The 15,973-nt window shown below is 38.5% G+C and carries 16 protein-coding genes; 13 read left to right on the plus strand and 3 right to left on the minus strand.

The features are described from left to right. The first annotated feature begins 23 nt into the window (after nt 1-23). The 9 genes from ACMX9J_RS20380 to cudC all read left to right on the plus strand — a co-directional run bounded on the left by ACMX9J_RS20380 (nt 24) and on the right by cudC (nt 5,997). Complete coding sequence (locus ACMX9J_RS20380) at nt 24-659, plus strand: ComF family protein (protein ID WP_260505796.1); 636 nt, start codon at nt 24-26, stop codon at nt 657-659. Nucleotides 660-720: 61 nt separating this feature from the next. Further along, entirely contained in the window at nt 721-1,134 is a 414-nt protein-coding gene (locus ACMX9J_RS20385) for a TIGR03826 family flagellar region protein (RefSeq protein ID WP_028412012.1), read from the plus strand. Between the two features lie 159 nt (nt 1,135-1,293). Next, on the plus strand, nt 1,294-1,548 hold the full coding sequence (flgM, locus tag ACMX9J_RS20390; protein ID WP_014457790.1) for a flagellar biosynthesis anti-sigma factor FlgM: 255 nt from the start codon (nt 1,294-1,296) through the stop codon (nt 1,546-1,548). A gap of 21 nt (nt 1,549-1,569) precedes the next feature. Next, on the plus strand, nt 1,570-2,031 hold the full coding sequence (locus ACMX9J_RS20395; RefSeq protein ID WP_223546706.1) for a flagellar protein FlgN: 462 nt from the start codon (nt 1,570-1,572) through the stop codon (nt 2,029-2,031). 18 nt (nt 2,032-2,049) lie between these two features. Then, nucleotides 2,050-3,573 carry a flagellar hook-associated protein FlgK gene (gene flgK, locus ACMX9J_RS20400; RefSeq protein ID WP_416226127.1) on the plus strand — a complete coding sequence of 508 codons (1,524 nt, stop codon included), beginning with the start codon at nt 2,050-2,052 and terminating at the stop codon, nt 3,571-3,573. Nucleotides 3,574-3,575: 2 nt separating this feature from the next. Then, on the plus strand, nt 3,576-4,457 hold the full coding sequence (gene flgL, locus ACMX9J_RS20405; RefSeq protein ID WP_033580408.1) for a flagellar hook-associated protein FlgL: 882 nt from the start codon (nt 3,576-3,578) through the stop codon (nt 4,455-4,457). Nucleotides 4,458-4,538: 81 nt separating this feature from the next. Continuing rightward, a complete protein-coding gene (fliW, locus tag ACMX9J_RS20410) occupies nt 4,539-4,961 on the plus strand; it encodes a flagellar assembly protein FliW (protein ID WP_028412016.1) in 423 nt (140 codons plus the stop codon). Nucleotides 4,962-4,985: 24 nt separating this feature from the next. Next, nucleotides 4,986-5,216 carry a carbon storage regulator CsrA gene (gene csrA / locus ACMX9J_RS20415; protein WP_029714345.1) on the plus strand — a complete coding sequence of 77 codons (231 nt, stop codon included), beginning with the start codon at nt 4,986-4,988 and terminating at the stop codon, nt 5,214-5,216. A 226-nt stretch (nt 5,217-5,442) separates the two neighbouring features. After that, complete coding sequence (cudC, locus tag ACMX9J_RS20420; RefSeq protein ID WP_028409671.1) at nt 5,443-5,997, plus strand: choline uptake/conversion transcriptional regulator CudC; 555 nt, start codon at nt 5,443-5,445, stop codon at nt 5,995-5,997. Nucleotides 5,998-6,039: 42 nt separating this feature from the next. Here the strand turns inward: cudC and ACMX9J_RS20425 are convergent, their stop codons facing one another. Next, the gene (locus ACMX9J_RS20425; RefSeq protein WP_033580409.1) at nt 6,040-7,242 is read right to left on the minus strand and encodes an iron-containing alcohol dehydrogenase; all 1,203 of its coding nucleotides are present in this window, start codon (nt 7,240-7,242) and stop codon (nt 6,040-6,042) included. A 21-nt stretch (nt 7,243-7,263) separates the two neighbouring features. Further along, nucleotides 7,264-8,754 carry a betaine-aldehyde dehydrogenase gene (gene betB, locus ACMX9J_RS20430; RefSeq protein ID WP_176521382.1) on the minus strand — a complete coding sequence of 497 codons (1,491 nt, stop codon included), beginning with the start codon at nt 8,752-8,754 and terminating at the stop codon, nt 7,264-7,266. A gap of 630 nt (nt 8,755-9,384) precedes the next feature. On the opposite strand from betB, the gene ACMX9J_RS20435 reads away from it, so the two are divergent. Further along, entirely contained in the window at nt 9,385-11,097 is a 1,713-nt protein-coding gene (locus ACMX9J_RS20435; protein ID WP_416226128.1) for a sodium:solute symporter family protein, read from the plus strand. A gap of 39 nt (nt 11,098-11,136) precedes the next feature. Here ACMX9J_RS20435 and ACMX9J_RS20440 read toward each other — a convergent pair whose 3' ends face one another. Then, on the minus strand, nt 11,137-12,534 hold the full coding sequence (locus ACMX9J_RS20440; protein WP_028412020.1) for an amino acid permease: 1,398 nt from the start codon (nt 12,532-12,534) through the stop codon (nt 11,137-11,139). Between the two features lie 325 nt (nt 12,535-12,859). Between ACMX9J_RS20440 and ACMX9J_RS20445 the strand changes: the two genes are divergently transcribed. The 3 genes from ACMX9J_RS20445 to fliS all read left to right on the plus strand — a co-directional run bounded on the left by ACMX9J_RS20445 (nt 12,860) and on the right by fliS (nt 15,972). Further along, nucleotides 12,860-13,546 (plus strand): YpmS family protein, encoded by a 687-nt coding sequence (locus tag ACMX9J_RS20445; RefSeq protein WP_224980629.1) that lies wholly within the window; start codon nt 12,860-12,862, stop codon nt 13,544-13,546. Between the two features lie 202 nt (nt 13,547-13,748). Then, nucleotides 13,749-15,554 carry a flagellar hook-associated protein 2 gene (locus ACMX9J_RS20450; RefSeq protein ID WP_416226129.1) on the plus strand — a complete coding sequence of 602 codons (1,806 nt, stop codon included), beginning with the start codon at nt 13,749-13,751 and terminating at the stop codon, nt 15,552-15,554. A gap of 16 nt (nt 15,555-15,570) precedes the next feature. Then, nucleotides 15,571-15,972 (plus strand): flagellar export chaperone FliS, encoded by a 402-nt coding sequence (gene fliS / locus ACMX9J_RS20455; RefSeq protein ID WP_028412023.1) that lies wholly within the window; start codon nt 15,571-15,573, stop codon nt 15,970-15,972. The last annotated feature ends 1 nt before the right edge of the window (nt 15,973 follow it).

Raw genomic sequence — 15,973 nt, forward strand, 5'->3', positions numbered from 1 at the left:
TCTCTTCTTTCGATTGGAGGTCATTGTTAAAATCTTCTTCAACGGATAGGATTTGCACTGTTTGCTTGCAAAGATGTCCCATCATCACCAGTAGCGTTTGCAGGGGATGCGGCCGCTCTCTTGCAGACCTGGCTCCTTCTCATTATGAGCTAGACACATGTAAGGACTGTCAGAAATGGAATGATGCTTCTTTTTTTAACCGTTCTCTTTATACGTACAGTGATTTTATGCAAAGCATAATAGAGCGTTTTAAATTTCAAGGAGACTATGAAATTATCCAAGCATTCAAGGAGCAGTGGTATAAGTTCTATAAAAAAGAATGTAATCCAAAAGCTATACTAGTTCCTGTACCTTTAACGGAGGAGAGATTATACGAAAGAGGGTTTAACCAATCTTTAGCACTAGCTGAACTGATCAGTGACAACATAGAAATGCCTCTTGTTCGTTGTTCAGGAACAAAGCAATCAAAGAAAAATAGGCGAAGTCGGCTGACAGAAAGGCTGGAATTTAAAGTAGTCGACTCCTCAATGGTTACGAATCAAGAATTTCTCTTGATTGATGACATTTATACAACAGGAGCAACCGTGCGCCAAGCGGCAAAGTGTTTGCAGGAAGCTGGGGCACGTTCAGTTCGTTCGCTCACTTTAATTCGTGCATGAAGATGTATAATTTAAAACTTTGACCGATAGTAAAATAAAAAACAAATGAGGAGTTTCGAATATGGGAACGTTAGATAATTGCAGGGAATGCGGTCATTTATTTGTGAAAATTGGATCAATAAGTATATGTAAATCATGTTTTGACAAAGAAGAAGCTCTGTTTCAACGTGTTTCTTCATTCTTGAAGAAAAGAGCAAATCGTACAGCAACGACTTACGAAGTGATGAAAGAAACGGGCGTTTCAGATTTGTTAATTCATCAATTTATTCGACAAGGTCGCTTAGTGTTAGCTAACTTTCCAAATATAAGCTATCCATGCATGCAATGCAACGCTCAGATTCGGGAAGGGAAACTTTGCCATTCATGCTCTCAAGAAATTAAACATGGGTTAGAAAAGCATAATCGTGAGATGATTCGTTCAAATGAAGAGCCCACGCGTCCCACCTATCGTTCTAACGAAAGGAAAAAAGAGTAAAAGTGTGCTGAATGTTTGCAGACTCTCTATCTATAGACCTATGTTTAAGGTGGACTGTGAAAATGGTCTCAACTTCCTTGCGGATGCTAAAGGTTTAGGTGGAAATTCCGATATAATGAATAGAGATAACGGATACAAATATAAAAAGAGGTGAGAGAGATGAAGATTAACCCATCGAACTTATTTGGAATAAATCCGTACAAAAAACAATCAGAAAAAACAGAACAGGTCTCTAAAAAAAATCCACAAGATCAGATTCATATTTCATCTGAGGCGAAGAAACTTCAGGGAAATGAACCATCTCCAGAAAGACTTGAAAAATTGGAGAAGCTCAAACAGCAAATTAACAGCGGAACATACGAAATTAACGGAAAAGAAATTGCTAAAAGTATTGTAGATTTCTATAAAAAATAAAAGGACTGACATTGATTGAACGTGCAAGAAATTCAAACGATACTAGAAAAACAAGTAACGCTTCATAAAAGTTTGTATGTCATTGTTAAAGAGAAAACGAATTTTATTATTAAACAAGATGTAAAGGCATTGACGGCTTCTTTGCAAAAAGAGCAATCTCATATAGCTGCTATTTCTGCACTGGAAACAAAACGTATAGAAGCAATGGAAAAAAGCGGACATACTGCTCGCTCCATTGAAGAAATAGCAGGCTCATTCTCTGAATACTCCATCTTGATACCCTTTCAAAAACAGCTAATAGATATCATTCAAGATATAAAGTATGCAAATGACTTAAACAATCAGCTGCTCACACAGTCTTTACAGCTGATTCATACCGAACTAGACCTTCTTGTTCCATCGAAGCGAGAGGATTCGTTCAATTACACAAAAACAAATAATAGATCGTTTCAGTCCAACTCTATTTTTAATTCGAAGGCATAAAGAACGGAGGAAAGCAGAATGAGTTCAACATTTCATGGTTTGCATGTGGCTAAACGAGGAATGGATGCCCAACAAGCGGCTCTTTACACGATTGGCCATAACGTATCTAATGCAAATACGCCGGGCTATACGCGTCAGCGAGTAAGTTTAGAAACGTTCCCAGCTTATCCGGCCCCAGGGATGAATCAGACTGGGACTGCGGGTCAAATAGGAATGGGAGTAGAAGCCAGCACGGTAGAGCGAATACGTGATACATTTTTAGATACCCAGTATCGAGATGAAACCATTAAAGTGGGGTATTGGGATGCACGCGCTGGTGCTCTTGAAAAAATGGAGGAAATTATGAATGAACCTACTGAAGATGGACTTTCAGCTGTTTTTAATCAATTCTTTGAGGCCATTCAAGATGTAGCTTCACACCCTTCAGAAGCAGGAGCCAGGTCTGTTATGATTGAACGAGCTGAAGCAGTAGGCGATACTTTCTCTTATTTATCTACTTCTTTAAAAACGATTCAAGGTGATTTACAAAACGAGCGTGACGTAGCCGTAACACAAGTAAATTCGTTGCTAGAGCAAATAAATAATGTGAACCAACAAATACAAAACGTAGAACCAAATGGCTATTTACCTAATGATTTGTATGATGAAAGAGATCGGCTGCTAGATGAGATTTCTAAATTTATGCCGGTTTCTTTAGAGTATACAAAAAGCAGCGGGAACGCTTCTGCAACGTCAGAAGGAGTGGTAACGGTTCAGCTTCAAACGTCTCAAGGACCTATTACTCTTTTAGATGGGAAAACTCATCAAATAAATGCCATCAGTTTGACAACAAATCAAGATTCCTATGTGACGGGCATTCATATAGGGGATGAGATACGGAACCCTGAGTCATTTCCTCAAGGAAAACTTAAAGGGTTAATTGAGGCTTCTGGATATATAGATAATAGTGGTAATAGAACTGGTGTTTACGCTTCAATGATTGATGATTTAGATGAAATGGCATATGAATTTGTGAACTGGTTTAATGATAAGCACGAACAAGGTGTCACGCTAGATGGTGAGAATGGTGTGTCCTTTTTTAATGAGATTTCTCAAAAAGAAGGAGCTGCAACTGGAATTGTTATTGCTGATAAAATCAAACAAAACACAAACAATATCGCTGCTGCTTCTTCGGCCTCTTCTGAAGATGATGGAACTGGCCGCAAAGGAGATGGACAAAATGCTCAGCTGTTGTCTCAATTTCGTCAAAAGGTGCTTATTAATTCCGGAAACGGAGCTGTTTCATTAGATGGATTTTATCAATCTGTCATTGGCCAAATGTCAGTAGATGCCCAACAAGCCAACCGCTTAAAAAGTAATTCAGAAACTCTCCAAGGAGCTGTGGAGCAAAGGCGCCAGTCTACCAGTGCAGTTTCATTGGATGAAGAGATGACCAATATGATTCAGTTTCAGCATGCATATAACGCTAGTGCCCGTATGGTGACTATGATTGATGAAATGCTTGATAAAATTGTAAACGGTCTTGGAACTGGAGGAAGGTAAAGATGCGTGTCACACAAGGAATGTTAGCGGCTAATTCGTTAAAACAGATTGGCAATAGCTATAATAAGCTGGAAACCCTTCAAAACCAATTATCAACGGGAAAGAAAATTACTCGTCCTTCCGATGACCCGGTAGTCGCTACGAAAGGAATGGCGTATCGGTCTAATCTTTCTGAAGTAAATCAATATAAACGTAATTTAACAGAAGCTCAGTCTTGGTTTGATAGTTCAGAATCAGGACTTGAACAAGTCAATTCCATTCTTCAGCGCACTAAAGAGCTGGTCGTGCAAGGGTTAAACGGTACGAATGAAAGTGATGACCGACAAGCGATTGCACGTGAAATTGAACAGTTAAAGCTGGATTATATGCAAGTCGGCAATACGCAGGTGGCAGGAAACTATATCTTTAACGGTGTAAATGTGGGAGCACCGCCGATTAGTGAGAATGCAAGCGGTATGATAGAATCGAATATTAATCTGGATCCTTTTTCGGTTGAGGTATCAAAAGGTATCCAGCTGAGAGTCAATATTCATCCTGAAAACATCTTTGGACAAGGTGCATTCGACTTAATGAACAATGTTCAAACAGCTTTTGAACAAAACGATGTAAACTCACTAAAAGATCTTTCTACACAGGTAGACACGCAGCTGTCTACGCTATTAGCGGAGCGATCTGAATTGGGAGCAAGGAGCAATCGGCTTGAGCTGATCGAAAACCGCCTTGATTCACAGGAAATTACGGCTACTAAGATGCTTTCAAATAATGAAGATGCAGATATTGAAAAAGTCATTACGGATTTAACCGTACAAGAAAGCGTGCATCGTGCTGCTTTGGGAGTAGGGGCTCAAATTATTCAGCCTACGCTGCTAGATTTCTTGCGTTAAAAAGCTCCTTCTAAACAGAAGGAGCTTTTTTATAATGAAAAAAGATAACAAGAAAAAATTAATTAGCAAAGGTGTGATGAGATGAAAATTTCCACAAGCTATCATGGAGATATAGAAATAGATAATCAGCAAACACTGACATTTAATCAAGGGATTCCAGGTTTTTTGGAAGAAACTGAATTTGTTATTTTACCACTTCCGGAAGCCGAAGCTTTCCAAGTTCTGCAGTCTACTCAAACCAAAGAATTAGCTTTTATTATCACGGATCCATTTCAGTTTTTTTTAGATTATGATTTTCAACTAGAACCTCAGGAAATCGAAAAGCTTCAATTACAACAAGCGGAAGATGCAGCTGTTTACGTATTGCTTACGATGTCAGATTCTGTGGAAAAGATAACGGCTAATTTGCAGGCTCCTGTTATTATTAATACAAAGCAACAGCTTGCTAAGCAAGTGATTTTAATGAATACAGCTTACGAAACGAAGCACAGGTTATTTGAGTAAGAGGAATAGATAAGGAGTGAGTCCATGCTTGTTTTAACACGAAAGTTACATGAAACAATCAAAATAGGTGATGAAATTGAAGTGACCGTCCTTGCAGTTAATGGTGATCAAGTAAAGTTAGGAATTCAAGCTCCAAAGTCTGTAGATATTCATAGACAAGAGATTTATGAAGAAATACGTAACGAAAATAAAAGTGCTTCTCAAATTACATTACATGCTATTGATATGCTGAAACAATTACCGAAAAAGAAATAAAACAATCAGGTTGAAAATAATTAAAAATATACCGTATAAATAATATCTAAATCGGGAAAGATAAACATATAGTATTCCCCACTATGTCTTAAGCCTTTCTCTTTAAGAGAAGGCTTCTTTTTTATCAAAAAATTGAACTGAATTTCTGTTTTTTTCCTTTTTATCGTGTATCATTAAATTTATTAAGTATAATTCAAATAAATTTAACAAAAGAGGAGAAGAGTAAATGAGTGATGTTCAAGAGTATCATGATTTATTAAAAGAAGCCGAAGATGTGGTTGTCAGTGCTTTAGCTGATACGATGGATTTATATGGTGTTACACCTTCAGTAGGAAGGCTGTATGGCATGCTTTATTTTATGGATGAACCTGTTACATTAGATCAAATGAGTGAAGAATTGGGTATGAGTAAACCAACGATGAGTACATCTATTCGTTCGCTTCAAAATATTGACATGGTCCACAAAGTGTGGAAAAAAGGTGTTCGAAAAGACTTATATGAAGCAGAAAAAGATTTTTCTAAGTCCTTTTTTTCATTTTTCTGTAAGAAGTGGCAAAGAGAAATTTCAGTTAATTTAGAGGCAATCGAAGAAGCGGAAAACAAGCTGCAGATTCTTTTAAATGATGAAGATGTACCTGAGGAGATCGCAGTAAAAGCAAAGCGTAATTTAGCGCAGATTATAGAGTCCAAACATTATTATCATTTCTTGAAAAAAGTAGTGAAAGTTTTTGACGACCGAAGAATCATCGATATTTTAAATGAAGAATTAGCGAAAGAGTAACATAAAAAAGGCTGTTGAAAAATCAACAGCCTTTTATCATTTTTATACGGTTAATGGTGCAGCTTCAAAACAGCGGTTATAAATCCATTCGTAACTTTTTACAGTTAAATCACGAGGATTCCCAACTGTTTGAGGATCATTAAATGCTTCTTGCGCTAAGCGAGAAACCGCTTCTTTTGGAACACCTTGTTCTTCTAAAGAAGGGATTTGTACATCTTTAACTAATTGATATACTTCACGAACAGCTGCTTGAGCTGCTTCTTCAAGTGTTAGTTCATGTGTATTAACCCCTAGAGCTTGAGCTATGCGCGCAAATTTCTCAGGCTCACCCATCCAGTTATACTCCATTACAGGACCTAGCATTGCTGCTACGCAAGGGCCATGGGCAATTGGATAAATGCCTCCTAATGTTTGAGCCATCGCGTGAGCTGCTCCTGCAGATTCACTTCCATATGAAAGGCCAGCCAGCATAGCTGCATGCGCCATTCCATAGCGTGCTTCGATATCCTGTCCATTTGCAACTGCACGTCGTAAGTATTTTCCAACGTACTCAATAGCCAATAAAGCAACAGAGTCTGTCATTGGTTGCGCAAAGTGGCATGTATAACATTCAATTGCATGAGCTAATGCGTCAATTCCTGTACCGGCCGTAATATGTGAAGGCATAGATACGTGCAGTTCTGGATCAATAATTGTTAAGTGAGCAGCAATTAAAGGTCCACCTGTATTAAACTTAAACTCACGAACAGGATCCGTAATGACGGCCCATTGTGTGACTTCGCTTCCTGTACCCGCAGTTGTAGGGATTGTTGTTAAAGGAGGGATACGTTTTGTTAAAGGTTTTTTTCCTTCAGCTGCTTCATAATCTAAGACGGGAGCATTATGAGCTACTTCTACACCAATAGCTTTTGCCGTATCCATTGAACTTCCGCCTCCAACAGCTACTAGTCCGTTGCATCCATTTTCCTTGTACATTTTTGTGCCGTCTGCTACTACGTGAATAGAAGGGTTGGCTTCTACTTGGTCAAATAGAATAACGTCTACGTCCGCTTCTTTTAAACTAGCGATTACGGGATCTGCTAAACCTACTTTTTTTACACCAGGATCTGTTACCAATAAAACTTTAGACACACCTAGGTTTTTTACTTCCTCTCCAGTATGTTTTACAGCACCAATTCCATGTTTTACAACCGTTGGCATCTCAAAACTTTTTAAACGTTCCATTCTTTCAAATCGCATAAACATCTTTAAATTCCCCCTTAATTTTTATTGAAACCAGCGCATTGGCTGTGGATTTGTATTGGTATAAATATGTTTAATTTCCGTATACTCTTCTAGACCGATATGGCTAAGCTCTCTTCCAATCCCAGATTGCTTATAACCTCCCCAAGGAGCCTGCGGGAAGTAGGGATGATAATCGTTAATCCAAGTTGTTCCCATACGGAGTGCTTTCACTACACGTTCAGCTCGGTTCATATCACTTGTCCAAACAGCTCCAGCTAATCCATAGATCGTATCGTTAGCAAGTGCGACTGCTTCTTCTTCAGTACTGAAGCGCTCAATTGTCATAATCGGACCAAATGACTCTTCTTGGACAACTTTCATGTCTCCATGACAGTTTGTAAAAATAGTTGGTTCGATAAATAATCCTTTTTGTAAAGAATCCTGAGTTGGACGCTTGCCTCCTAAAACAAGAGAAGCACCTTCTTGTTTCCCTAGCTCAATATAATGTTCCACTTTAGCTAGATGTTCTTTTGAGATAACGGGTCCCATTTGAGTGGCTTCGTCCATGCCGTCCCCTAGCTTAATTTTTTTGGCTTGTTCAATAACTGCTGAAACAAATTTATCGTGAATATCATCTTGAACGAGTAATCTCGCACCAGCTGAACAAACTTGACCAGCATGAAAGAAGACCGCATTTAATGCATAGTCAACCGCAGTGTCAAAGTCAGCGTCAGCAAAGACGATATTCGGATTTTTCCCTCCGAGTTCAAGAGCAATTTTTTTAAAGTTGCCTGCGGCAGCCTGCATGACTTTACGTCCAGATACTCCGCCACCTGTAAAGGAAACTAAATCTACTAAGTGACTCTCTGCCATTTCTTGTCCAACGGTCGCACCTGGACCGAGCACAATGTTAATGACGCCTGCTGGAAAGCCAACTCTTTCAAAAATTTTCATCATATGAATAGTTGTTAAAGGGGTGATTTCGCTTGGTTTAATAACAATTGTGTTCCCAGCAGCAAGTGCGGGAGCCAATTTCCAAGAGGCTTGCAATAACGGGTAATTCCAAGGAGTAATTTGGCTGCACACGCCTACAGGCTCACGGACAACGCGGCTAACAGAATCGGGATTAGGTGACTCAATCATCTGTCCGCCATCTTTATCTGCTAATCCAGCATAGTATTGAAAGACATCAGCAATTCCATCCATGTCTGCTAGGCTTTCAACGAGGGTTTTTCCGGTATTTAAGGTTTCAAGCTTTGCTAGTTCCTCGCGATCATTGCGAATTTCTTCCGCTACTTTAAATAACAAAGAACCTCTTTCGGCCGCTGTAAATTTAGACCATTCACCTGCATCAAAAGCTTTTCTAGCTGATTCAATGGCTTCTATGGCATCAGCACGATTTCCTTCTGTAACGACAGCGATAACCTCTTGATTAAAGGGGTTTACAATTTCTCTTTTCTCGCCGCTGCGTGCTTCAACCCATTGGCCGTTTATGTGCATTTTCTCAAGCATAAGTGTTTGTTCCAATAGCATCGACCTCCAAATAATAGAATTTGTTAAATTTATATTTAACGTTCTTAACAATTTGAATTATAGCATCGGCCATTTAATTTAGTCAAATCCAAAAACTTTAAATGTTCTGAATTTAAATTGATTTTCTTCTCTATTAAGAGCTGATTATTCGGATATTAAGAAAAAATTTAACAAAAAGTAATTAAAAAATACTGATTGCTATGTCCCTTGATACAAAAGGTTTTTTTATGTATGAGCTATGAGAATATTATTCTTTTTTTATATGAAAACCCTTAAACTTTTTTGACAATATCCTAAACATTCAGATATATTAACCATAGTACGATATCTGCTTGCATACAAACCTTGAGAAACAAAGGATTTTGAATGTGGAAATTAAGAAAGGAGTTTAGAGAGAAGATGAAAATAATTATGAATTTTTAGCTGAATAATAAAATAAGTCAATTTAAATTATTTTAATATAATTATATAAACGTAATTTCTCCCCTTCGTATTGGTATTTATAATCCAACTATTTATAGTTTATTCTAAAAAAATCTATTTTTAGGTTTAATTGTATGCTGGTAGGAAAAAGGAATAGAGGACAGTTATGTCTTTAGATTTCTTTATCAATTTAAAGGATGTGAGACGATGCAAAATGCTAAAAAGCCATTTCGTTCAGACACACAACAAGCCAGGCCTGAAAAGTCGAATGAGACTTCTGACTTTTCAGGGAAATCAAACAGAAACAACCGTCTACTAACCCCCTTATGGACAACTACTATAGGATTTTTCATCTTTATGGTTGTCGCATTTATCTATTCTCTCTATAATCCAGATCTCTATTGGCCAGGCCTCATTTTAATGTTCATTATGTATGGTGTTATTTATTTTATTGGTGCTCGAGCTGCTGCAAGTAAAAAAGGAAAATCAGATGATATGCTTGTTGCGGGAAGATCTATGCCGCTATGGATTTCAATGTTCACAATGACCGCTACTTGGGTAGGTGGAGGGTATATTGCTGGAACGGCCGAAACTGTTTATTCCTCAGGACTGACTTGGACGCAAGCGCCATGGTGTTATTCAATCAGCTTAATTTTAGGCGGTATCTTTTTTGCTAGAAAGATGAGAAGGTTTGAGTTTATGACAATGCTCGATCCTCTAGAATCTCGTTTCGGTAAGAAAATGGCTACGGTTCTTTATTTTCCAGCTATATTAGGAGAGCTGTTTTGGAGCGCAGCTATCTTAACTGCTTTAGGAACAACATTCGGTGTGATTTTAGGCCTCAGTTTTTCAATTTCCATCATTCTTTCCGCACTTATTGCCATTGCATACACCGTGATTGGCGGCTTGTGGGCAGTAGCACATACCGATATCTTACAGCTTTCTATTATGTTTTTAGGATTATTTCTGGTGCTTCCTTTTGCATTTTCGAATACGGGAGGGGTGGGAGCCGTTTTTTCTACTTATTCAGAAGGTATGACTGGTTCTCTTCATTTATTTCCTCCATTAAAAGGCTGGGAAGATCCAAAATGGGGAAATACATATTGGCAATGGTGGGATAGCACATTTTTACTTATTTTTGGTGGTATTCCATGGCAGATTTATTTTCAGCGCGTGTTATCTGCTAAAAATGAAAAAGCAGCAATGTGGCTATCTATTACAGCCGGCATTTTTTGCGCTCTAGCGGCCTTGCCTCCAACTTTAATAGGAATGATTGGTTACAGTGCGGACTGGTCTTCATTTGGAGCGTCAAGCCCTGAGAGCGCGTCTATGATTTTAACATACGTATTTAAATATCTAACGCCTGATTTAGTAGGAGCGATTGCGCTTGGAGGACTAGCTGCTGCCGTCATGGCTGCAGTAGCGGCTTCGTTACTTTCAGCTTCGGGAATGGCAGCTTGGAACGTATATCGTCCGATTGTAAAACCAAATGCGACACAGGCGCAGTTAGATAAAGTTATTAAACGTTCTATCATTATCATTGGAACTGGAGCAACTTTAATTGCTTTAAACTCTGAGAGTGTCTACTCCTTATGGTATTTATCAGGGGACCTAGTGTATTGTATTCTTTTTCCACAATTGGTTTGCGCTTTGTTCTTTAAAGGAGCAAACTGGTACGGATCTTTGGCTGGATTCATTGTGTCTCTTGTTCTTCGAATCGGTGGAGGGGAACCGCTGCTTCATTTAAAAGCGCTGCTTCCGTATCCGATGATAGAAGACGGGGTGGTCATGTTTCCATTTCGTACATTTGCGATGGTAGGCGGGTTGTTAACTATTTTTATTGTTTCTTACGCAACGCGACGTATTTGCCCTCCTCAGCCGCTTCGAAACCTTCATCGTGACATATCGGTTGAGAAATAATCAAAAACAAAATAAAAAAAGCCGCAGATGCGGCTTTTTTTATTTTGCAATATTTTCTGACTCGGAAAATTGATCGTCAGGTCGCTTGTTATTTGTTTTTTTGATGAACGAGTATGAAAGAAGAACAACAGCGGTTAATCCAAGAGTTAAGAAAAACTGTGAGCGCATCGAATCAATAAATGCCATTGATAAGAAGATCACGGTAATAACAGCAATTGTTACGTATGTTAAATACGGGAACAACCACATTTTCATTCCTTTAATTGGCTGGTTGGCTTGAATCATTTTCTTACGCAGGCGTAAATGCGAAATAGCGATAGCTAAGTACACAATAAGAGCAATGGCTCCTGATGCGTTAACTAAGAATAAAAAGAGTTTATCCGGCGAAACGAAGCTAAAGATAGCACATACATATGCGGCAGCTGTGCTAATCCATACGGCTCTTGCCGGCACGCCTGATTTGCTTACCTTTGCTAAGGCACGAGGAGCTTGTCCTTTTTGAGCTAATGATAAAATCATTCGCGAGTTCGTATATAAAGCAGAGTTTAAGCAAGACAAAACGGATACTAATACGACTAAATTCATAATTTGTGCAGCTGCTGGAATGTTGACCATTTCTAACATTGTTACGTACGGACTTTTTAGTAAATCAGCTGAGTTCCAAGGTAAAAGAGTTACTAAAATAGCAACTGAACCAATATAGAAGATTAAAATTCGCCATACGACACTGCGAATAGCAGTTGTAATAGCTTTTGCTGGATTTTCTGATTCACTAGCTGCAATAGCCGCAATTTCAGCTCCAAAATAAGAGAAAATAACGGTAATAACTCCTAAAAAGATAGAGTTCGTACCTTTTGGCATAAAGCCTCCGTGCCCCGTTAAATTAGCTAAACCAGGTGAAGATGTACCTGGGATTAATCCGAAAATAATAGCTAAACCGATTCCCATAAAAGCAACGATTGCCACAATTTTAATCATTGCAAACCAATATTCAAATTCTCCAAATGATTTGACAGAGAATAAGTTTGTTAAGGTTAATGCAAAGGTTAAGATTAAGCTTAAAAGCCAAATTGGTACGGAAGGGAGCCATTCATGAACAATTGCTCCTCCTGCAGTGGCTTCGATTGCAATTACAATTAGCCAGAAAAACCAGTAAAGCCATCCAACAGCATAACCTGCCCACGGGCCAATTCCTTGCTGAGCATATGTCGCGAATGAACCTTTATCTGGATTTACCATAGCCATTTCACCGAGCATACGCATTAATAGAACGACTAACAGTCCGGCTGCTGCATATGAAACTACTGCTGCTGGGCCTGTTGCGTTAATAACGGATCCGCTTCCTACAAACAAGCCGGCCCCGATAATACCTGCAATGGAAATCATGGAAACGTGACGTTGCTTTAACTTTCCGTGTGATTCTGTTTTGTTTCCCATCGTATTCACTCCTTTAAAATTATCGAAAGACTATTAGAAAATAAAGTAAATTCTGAAAATATAAATAGAAATTCCTCCCCTTACCTTTATAATAAGCAAGAAGTGTGCCAATTATCAAATTCCTATAAAAATCGACTTTAAGTTACTAAAATCGACGCATTTTAAGTCGAAAAAGACTCGTTTTATTCACTATAGACTTATTCGCCATTTGGGATGTCGAGTATATACGTACATTTTATACAAGTTTTCGACATACATCTTATTTATCTTGTATGATAAAAGATAAATCGGTATTATGTTCCAAGAAGAATGTTTGAAAGGGTGCGTGTGTTTGAGAAAATTTATAGCTGTTATTTTTCTATTTATTATCCTTTTATTTGGGTTGTATTTTTTCGTTAGTCCAGTTAGAAATGTTGAAAAGCTTGATCAGACTGCTTCATTATCTTCACTAGCACAAGAAAAGTCCGCTCGTGCGACGTCGCTAGAACTGAACGGAGGCTCCCCTATTTTAGGCTACCGATTGAGCGAGAGCGATGTTAACGATTATTTGCGCAGCTACCTTTATGAAAATGATGAAACGGTTGAGGGAGCAGAAGCGGAGTTGCTTCCGGAACATATAAAATTTTATATTAATAAACATGTAGTATCTTTTATGGAATCACAGTTTGTAGTTGATGTAACACCAAATGCCGAGAATGGAAAGCTTGTTTTGAAGGTGAATAGTGTGCATTTAGGAAGAATGCCGATTCCGAGGTCTCTTGTATGGGATCGCTTAAATATTAACGAGTCTTCTGATGTCACGGTCGATAAAGAAATGAATGAAATTACTCTGCTCAATAATTTGCCAGATTCCATTTCGTTTGAGCAAGCAGATACAACGGATGAATATATAAATTTATCTGCCTCTGTAACCATTGATTCGTTACGAGATATTATAAATCTAGCACCATACCTTATTCCTAAGGATATTCAAAGGAATTTATCCCAGAAACTGAACTTGTTTGGCCAATAATAAAAAGCTCACTTATTGTAAAAAAATAAGTGAGCTTTTTCTATCTTGCACCCTTTGACCTATGAAAAAAATGTTCGTTTTACCGATACAAAATAGAGAAGTGGTGAACCTATGAACGAATAGGGAGATTCGAAAAAATATACTTATATTTTATGGCTAGCAGTTGATGGATAGATGAATAAAAAAACGGTGGTGATGGTAAGTGGTAAGAGTAAGTGGATTAGCAAGTGGGATGGATATTGATCAAATCGTCAGTGATTTAATGAAGGCTGAACGAATGCCTATTGATAAGATGAAAAAACAAAAGCAAACGTTAGAGTGGCAGCGCGACGATTATCGCTCTATGAATTTGCTGTTATCAGACTTTAATAATCTTGCTTTTAATATGACCTTGCAGTCTTCTTATTCGTCCAAAACGGTATCTTCAGCAGATGAAACAAAAGTAAAAGCAGCAGCTACTTCCTCAGCAGGAAATGCGTCTTATACCCTTTCAAACGTGACAATGGCGACTGCTGCTCAGACTATTAGCACCAGTATTGATTCTAGTATGGATCCGACGAAAAGCTTGTGGTCTCAACGCGGGTCGATGGATTCAAGTGTTTGGACTGAGAAAACAGTGGAACAAGCCGCCATAACATTAAGTGCGGATACTAGTACAGTGAAATTAGCTAAAGGTGCTGTTTCTGCTGTAAATCAGAACACAGGCACTTTAAACTCTATATCCGTTACCACGGATGGTACAAGTAAAGCGTATACCGTAAGAATAGGAACAGCGGCGGGAATTATAAATTCTAATGAAGTATTTATTAACGAAGACACAGGTGAAATGACGTTTGGTACCACATTAACAAGCGGCAGTACAATTGAAGCGTTCTCGTATCAGCAAAATGTGCTGAACTTTTCTATGACAACTTATGATAGTACAGGCAAAGCAACAGGAAATATTCAAGATGGGGGAAGTACGCCATTTGAATTTGATGGTTCCACCTCATTAAACACCCTTCTCACACAAATCAGTAATTCAAAAGTAGGCATTTCAGCTTTTTTTGATGAAGGAACGAATAAAGTTGTCATGACTCGTAAAGATACGGGGAATTTATCTTCTGTTGACAGTCCAGATGGATCCAATATGGTTTTTTCAGGAGCATTTTTGACAACGGGGTTTCTACAACTTGCCGGTAATGCGAAAGGAACAGACGCAAAATTTACGCTAAACGGTCTAGAAACAACTCGTAAGTCTAATACATTTACAACGGGAGGCGTTACCTATACCCTTCAAAATAATTTCACAGGAGATGTGCGCGTTAACGTAAGCAATGATACGCAAAAAGTATTTGATACAATCAAAGATTTTGTGACTAAATATAATGAGCTGATTGAGAAAATTAATGGAAAGATTACCGAAGAAAGAGACCGAAACTATCAGCCTTTGACGGATCAAGAAAGAGAAAAGCTAACGGACAAACAAGCTGAGCAGTGGGATGATAAAGCAAAAAGCGGTTTGTTAAAAGGAGACACAATTTTATCAAGCGGGCTGAATCAAATGCGTTCTAACTGGTATGCCTCTGTATCAGGAGTGAGCGGAGCATTTTCACAGCTAACGGACATCGGTATTTCAACTAGCGCAAACTATAGTGATCGAGGCAAGCTAGTGATTGAAGGTGACGGGACTAAATTAAAAGAAGCAATTGAAAAAGACCCGCAGTCTGTTATGGATTTATTTATGAAAAGTGGAAGTACCACAAGTGAAAAAGGGATTGTACGACGTTTACGAGATACGATTACTCAAACCGTATCCAAAGTTGAGCAGCGCGCTGGCCGTTCAACATGGACAAGTGAACAATTTTTGCTTGGGCGGAATTTAAAAAGCGTAAACAGCCAAATTACTAGTTTTGAAAGCAGGCTCACACAAGTAGAGGACCGGTATTATCGTCAGTTTACAGCAATGGAGAAAGCCATTCAAAATGCAAATGCTCAAAGCGCGCAGTTATCGCAATATTTTAGTTAAGAAGGAGTGAACGTTTATGGCAGCAAATAATCCATATCAAGCGTATCAGCAGGGAGCTGTTCAGACTGCCTCTCCAGGAGAGTTAACGCTTATGCTGTATAACGGGTGTTTGAAATTTATCAAACTTGCACGAACAGGCATACAGGAAAAAAATATTGAGCTAAAAAATACGAATTTGTTAAAAGCACAAAATATTATTCAAGAATTAATGATTACCCTTGATACAAACGTGCAAGTTGCTAAGTCTATGATGACTATGTATGACTATATCAACCAGTGTTTAATTGAAGCGAACACAAAAAATGACATAGAGAGCTTGGATGAAGCCGAACAATATGTAACAGAGTTCCGCGATACGTGGAAGCAAGTTGTGCAGCTTCACCGCCAGCAAGTCCATGGAAGCGGCGGCCAAGCATAAA

The organism is Priestia sp. RMT2NF4, assembly GCF_047872835.1.
Taxonomy (GTDB): Bacteria; Bacillota; Bacilli; order Bacillales; family Bacillaceae_H; genus Priestia; species Priestia zanthoxyli.

Bases quoted from the DNA above. Each gene is read 5' to 3' on its own strand.
- ACMX9J_RS20385 (WP_028412012.1), top strand. From the start codon at position 721: ATGGGAACGTTAGATAATTGCAGGGAATGCGGTCATTTATTTGTGAAA.
- flgM (WP_014457790.1), top strand. From the start codon at position 1,294: ATGAAGATTAACCCATCGAACTTATTTGGAATAAATCCGTACAAAAAA.
- flgK (WP_416226127.1), top strand. From the start codon at position 2,050: ATGAGTTCAACATTTCATGGTTTGCATGTGGCTAAACGAGGAATGGAT.
- flgL (WP_033580408.1), top strand. From the start codon at position 3,576: ATGCGTGTCACACAAGGAATGTTAGCGGCTAATTCGTTAAAACAGATT.
- fliW (WP_028412016.1), top strand. From the start codon at position 4,539: ATGAAAATTTCCACAAGCTATCATGGAGATATAGAAATAGATAATCAG.
- csrA (WP_029714345.1), top strand. From the start codon at position 4,986: ATGCTTGTTTTAACACGAAAGTTACATGAAACAATCAAAATAGGTGAT.
- cudC (WP_028409671.1), top strand. From the start codon at position 5,443: ATGAGTGATGTTCAAGAGTATCATGATTTATTAAAAGAAGCCGAAGAT.
- ACMX9J_RS20425 (WP_033580409.1), bottom strand. From the start codon at position 7,242: ATGTTTATGCGATTTGAAAGAATGGAACGTTTAAAAAGTTTTGAGATG.
- betB (WP_176521382.1), bottom strand. From the start codon at position 8,754: ATGCTATTGGAACAAACACTTATGCTTGAGAAAATGCACATAAACGGC.
- ACMX9J_RS20435 (WP_416226128.1), top strand. From the start codon at position 9,385: ATGCAAAATGCTAAAAAGCCATTTCGTTCAGACACACAACAAGCCAGG.
- ACMX9J_RS20440 (WP_028412020.1), bottom strand. From the start codon at position 12,534: ATGGGAAACAAAACAGAATCACACGGAAAGTTAAAGCAACGTCACGTT.
- fliS (WP_028412023.1), top strand. From the start codon at position 15,571: ATGGCAGCAAATAATCCATATCAAGCGTATCAGCAGGGAGCTGTTCAG.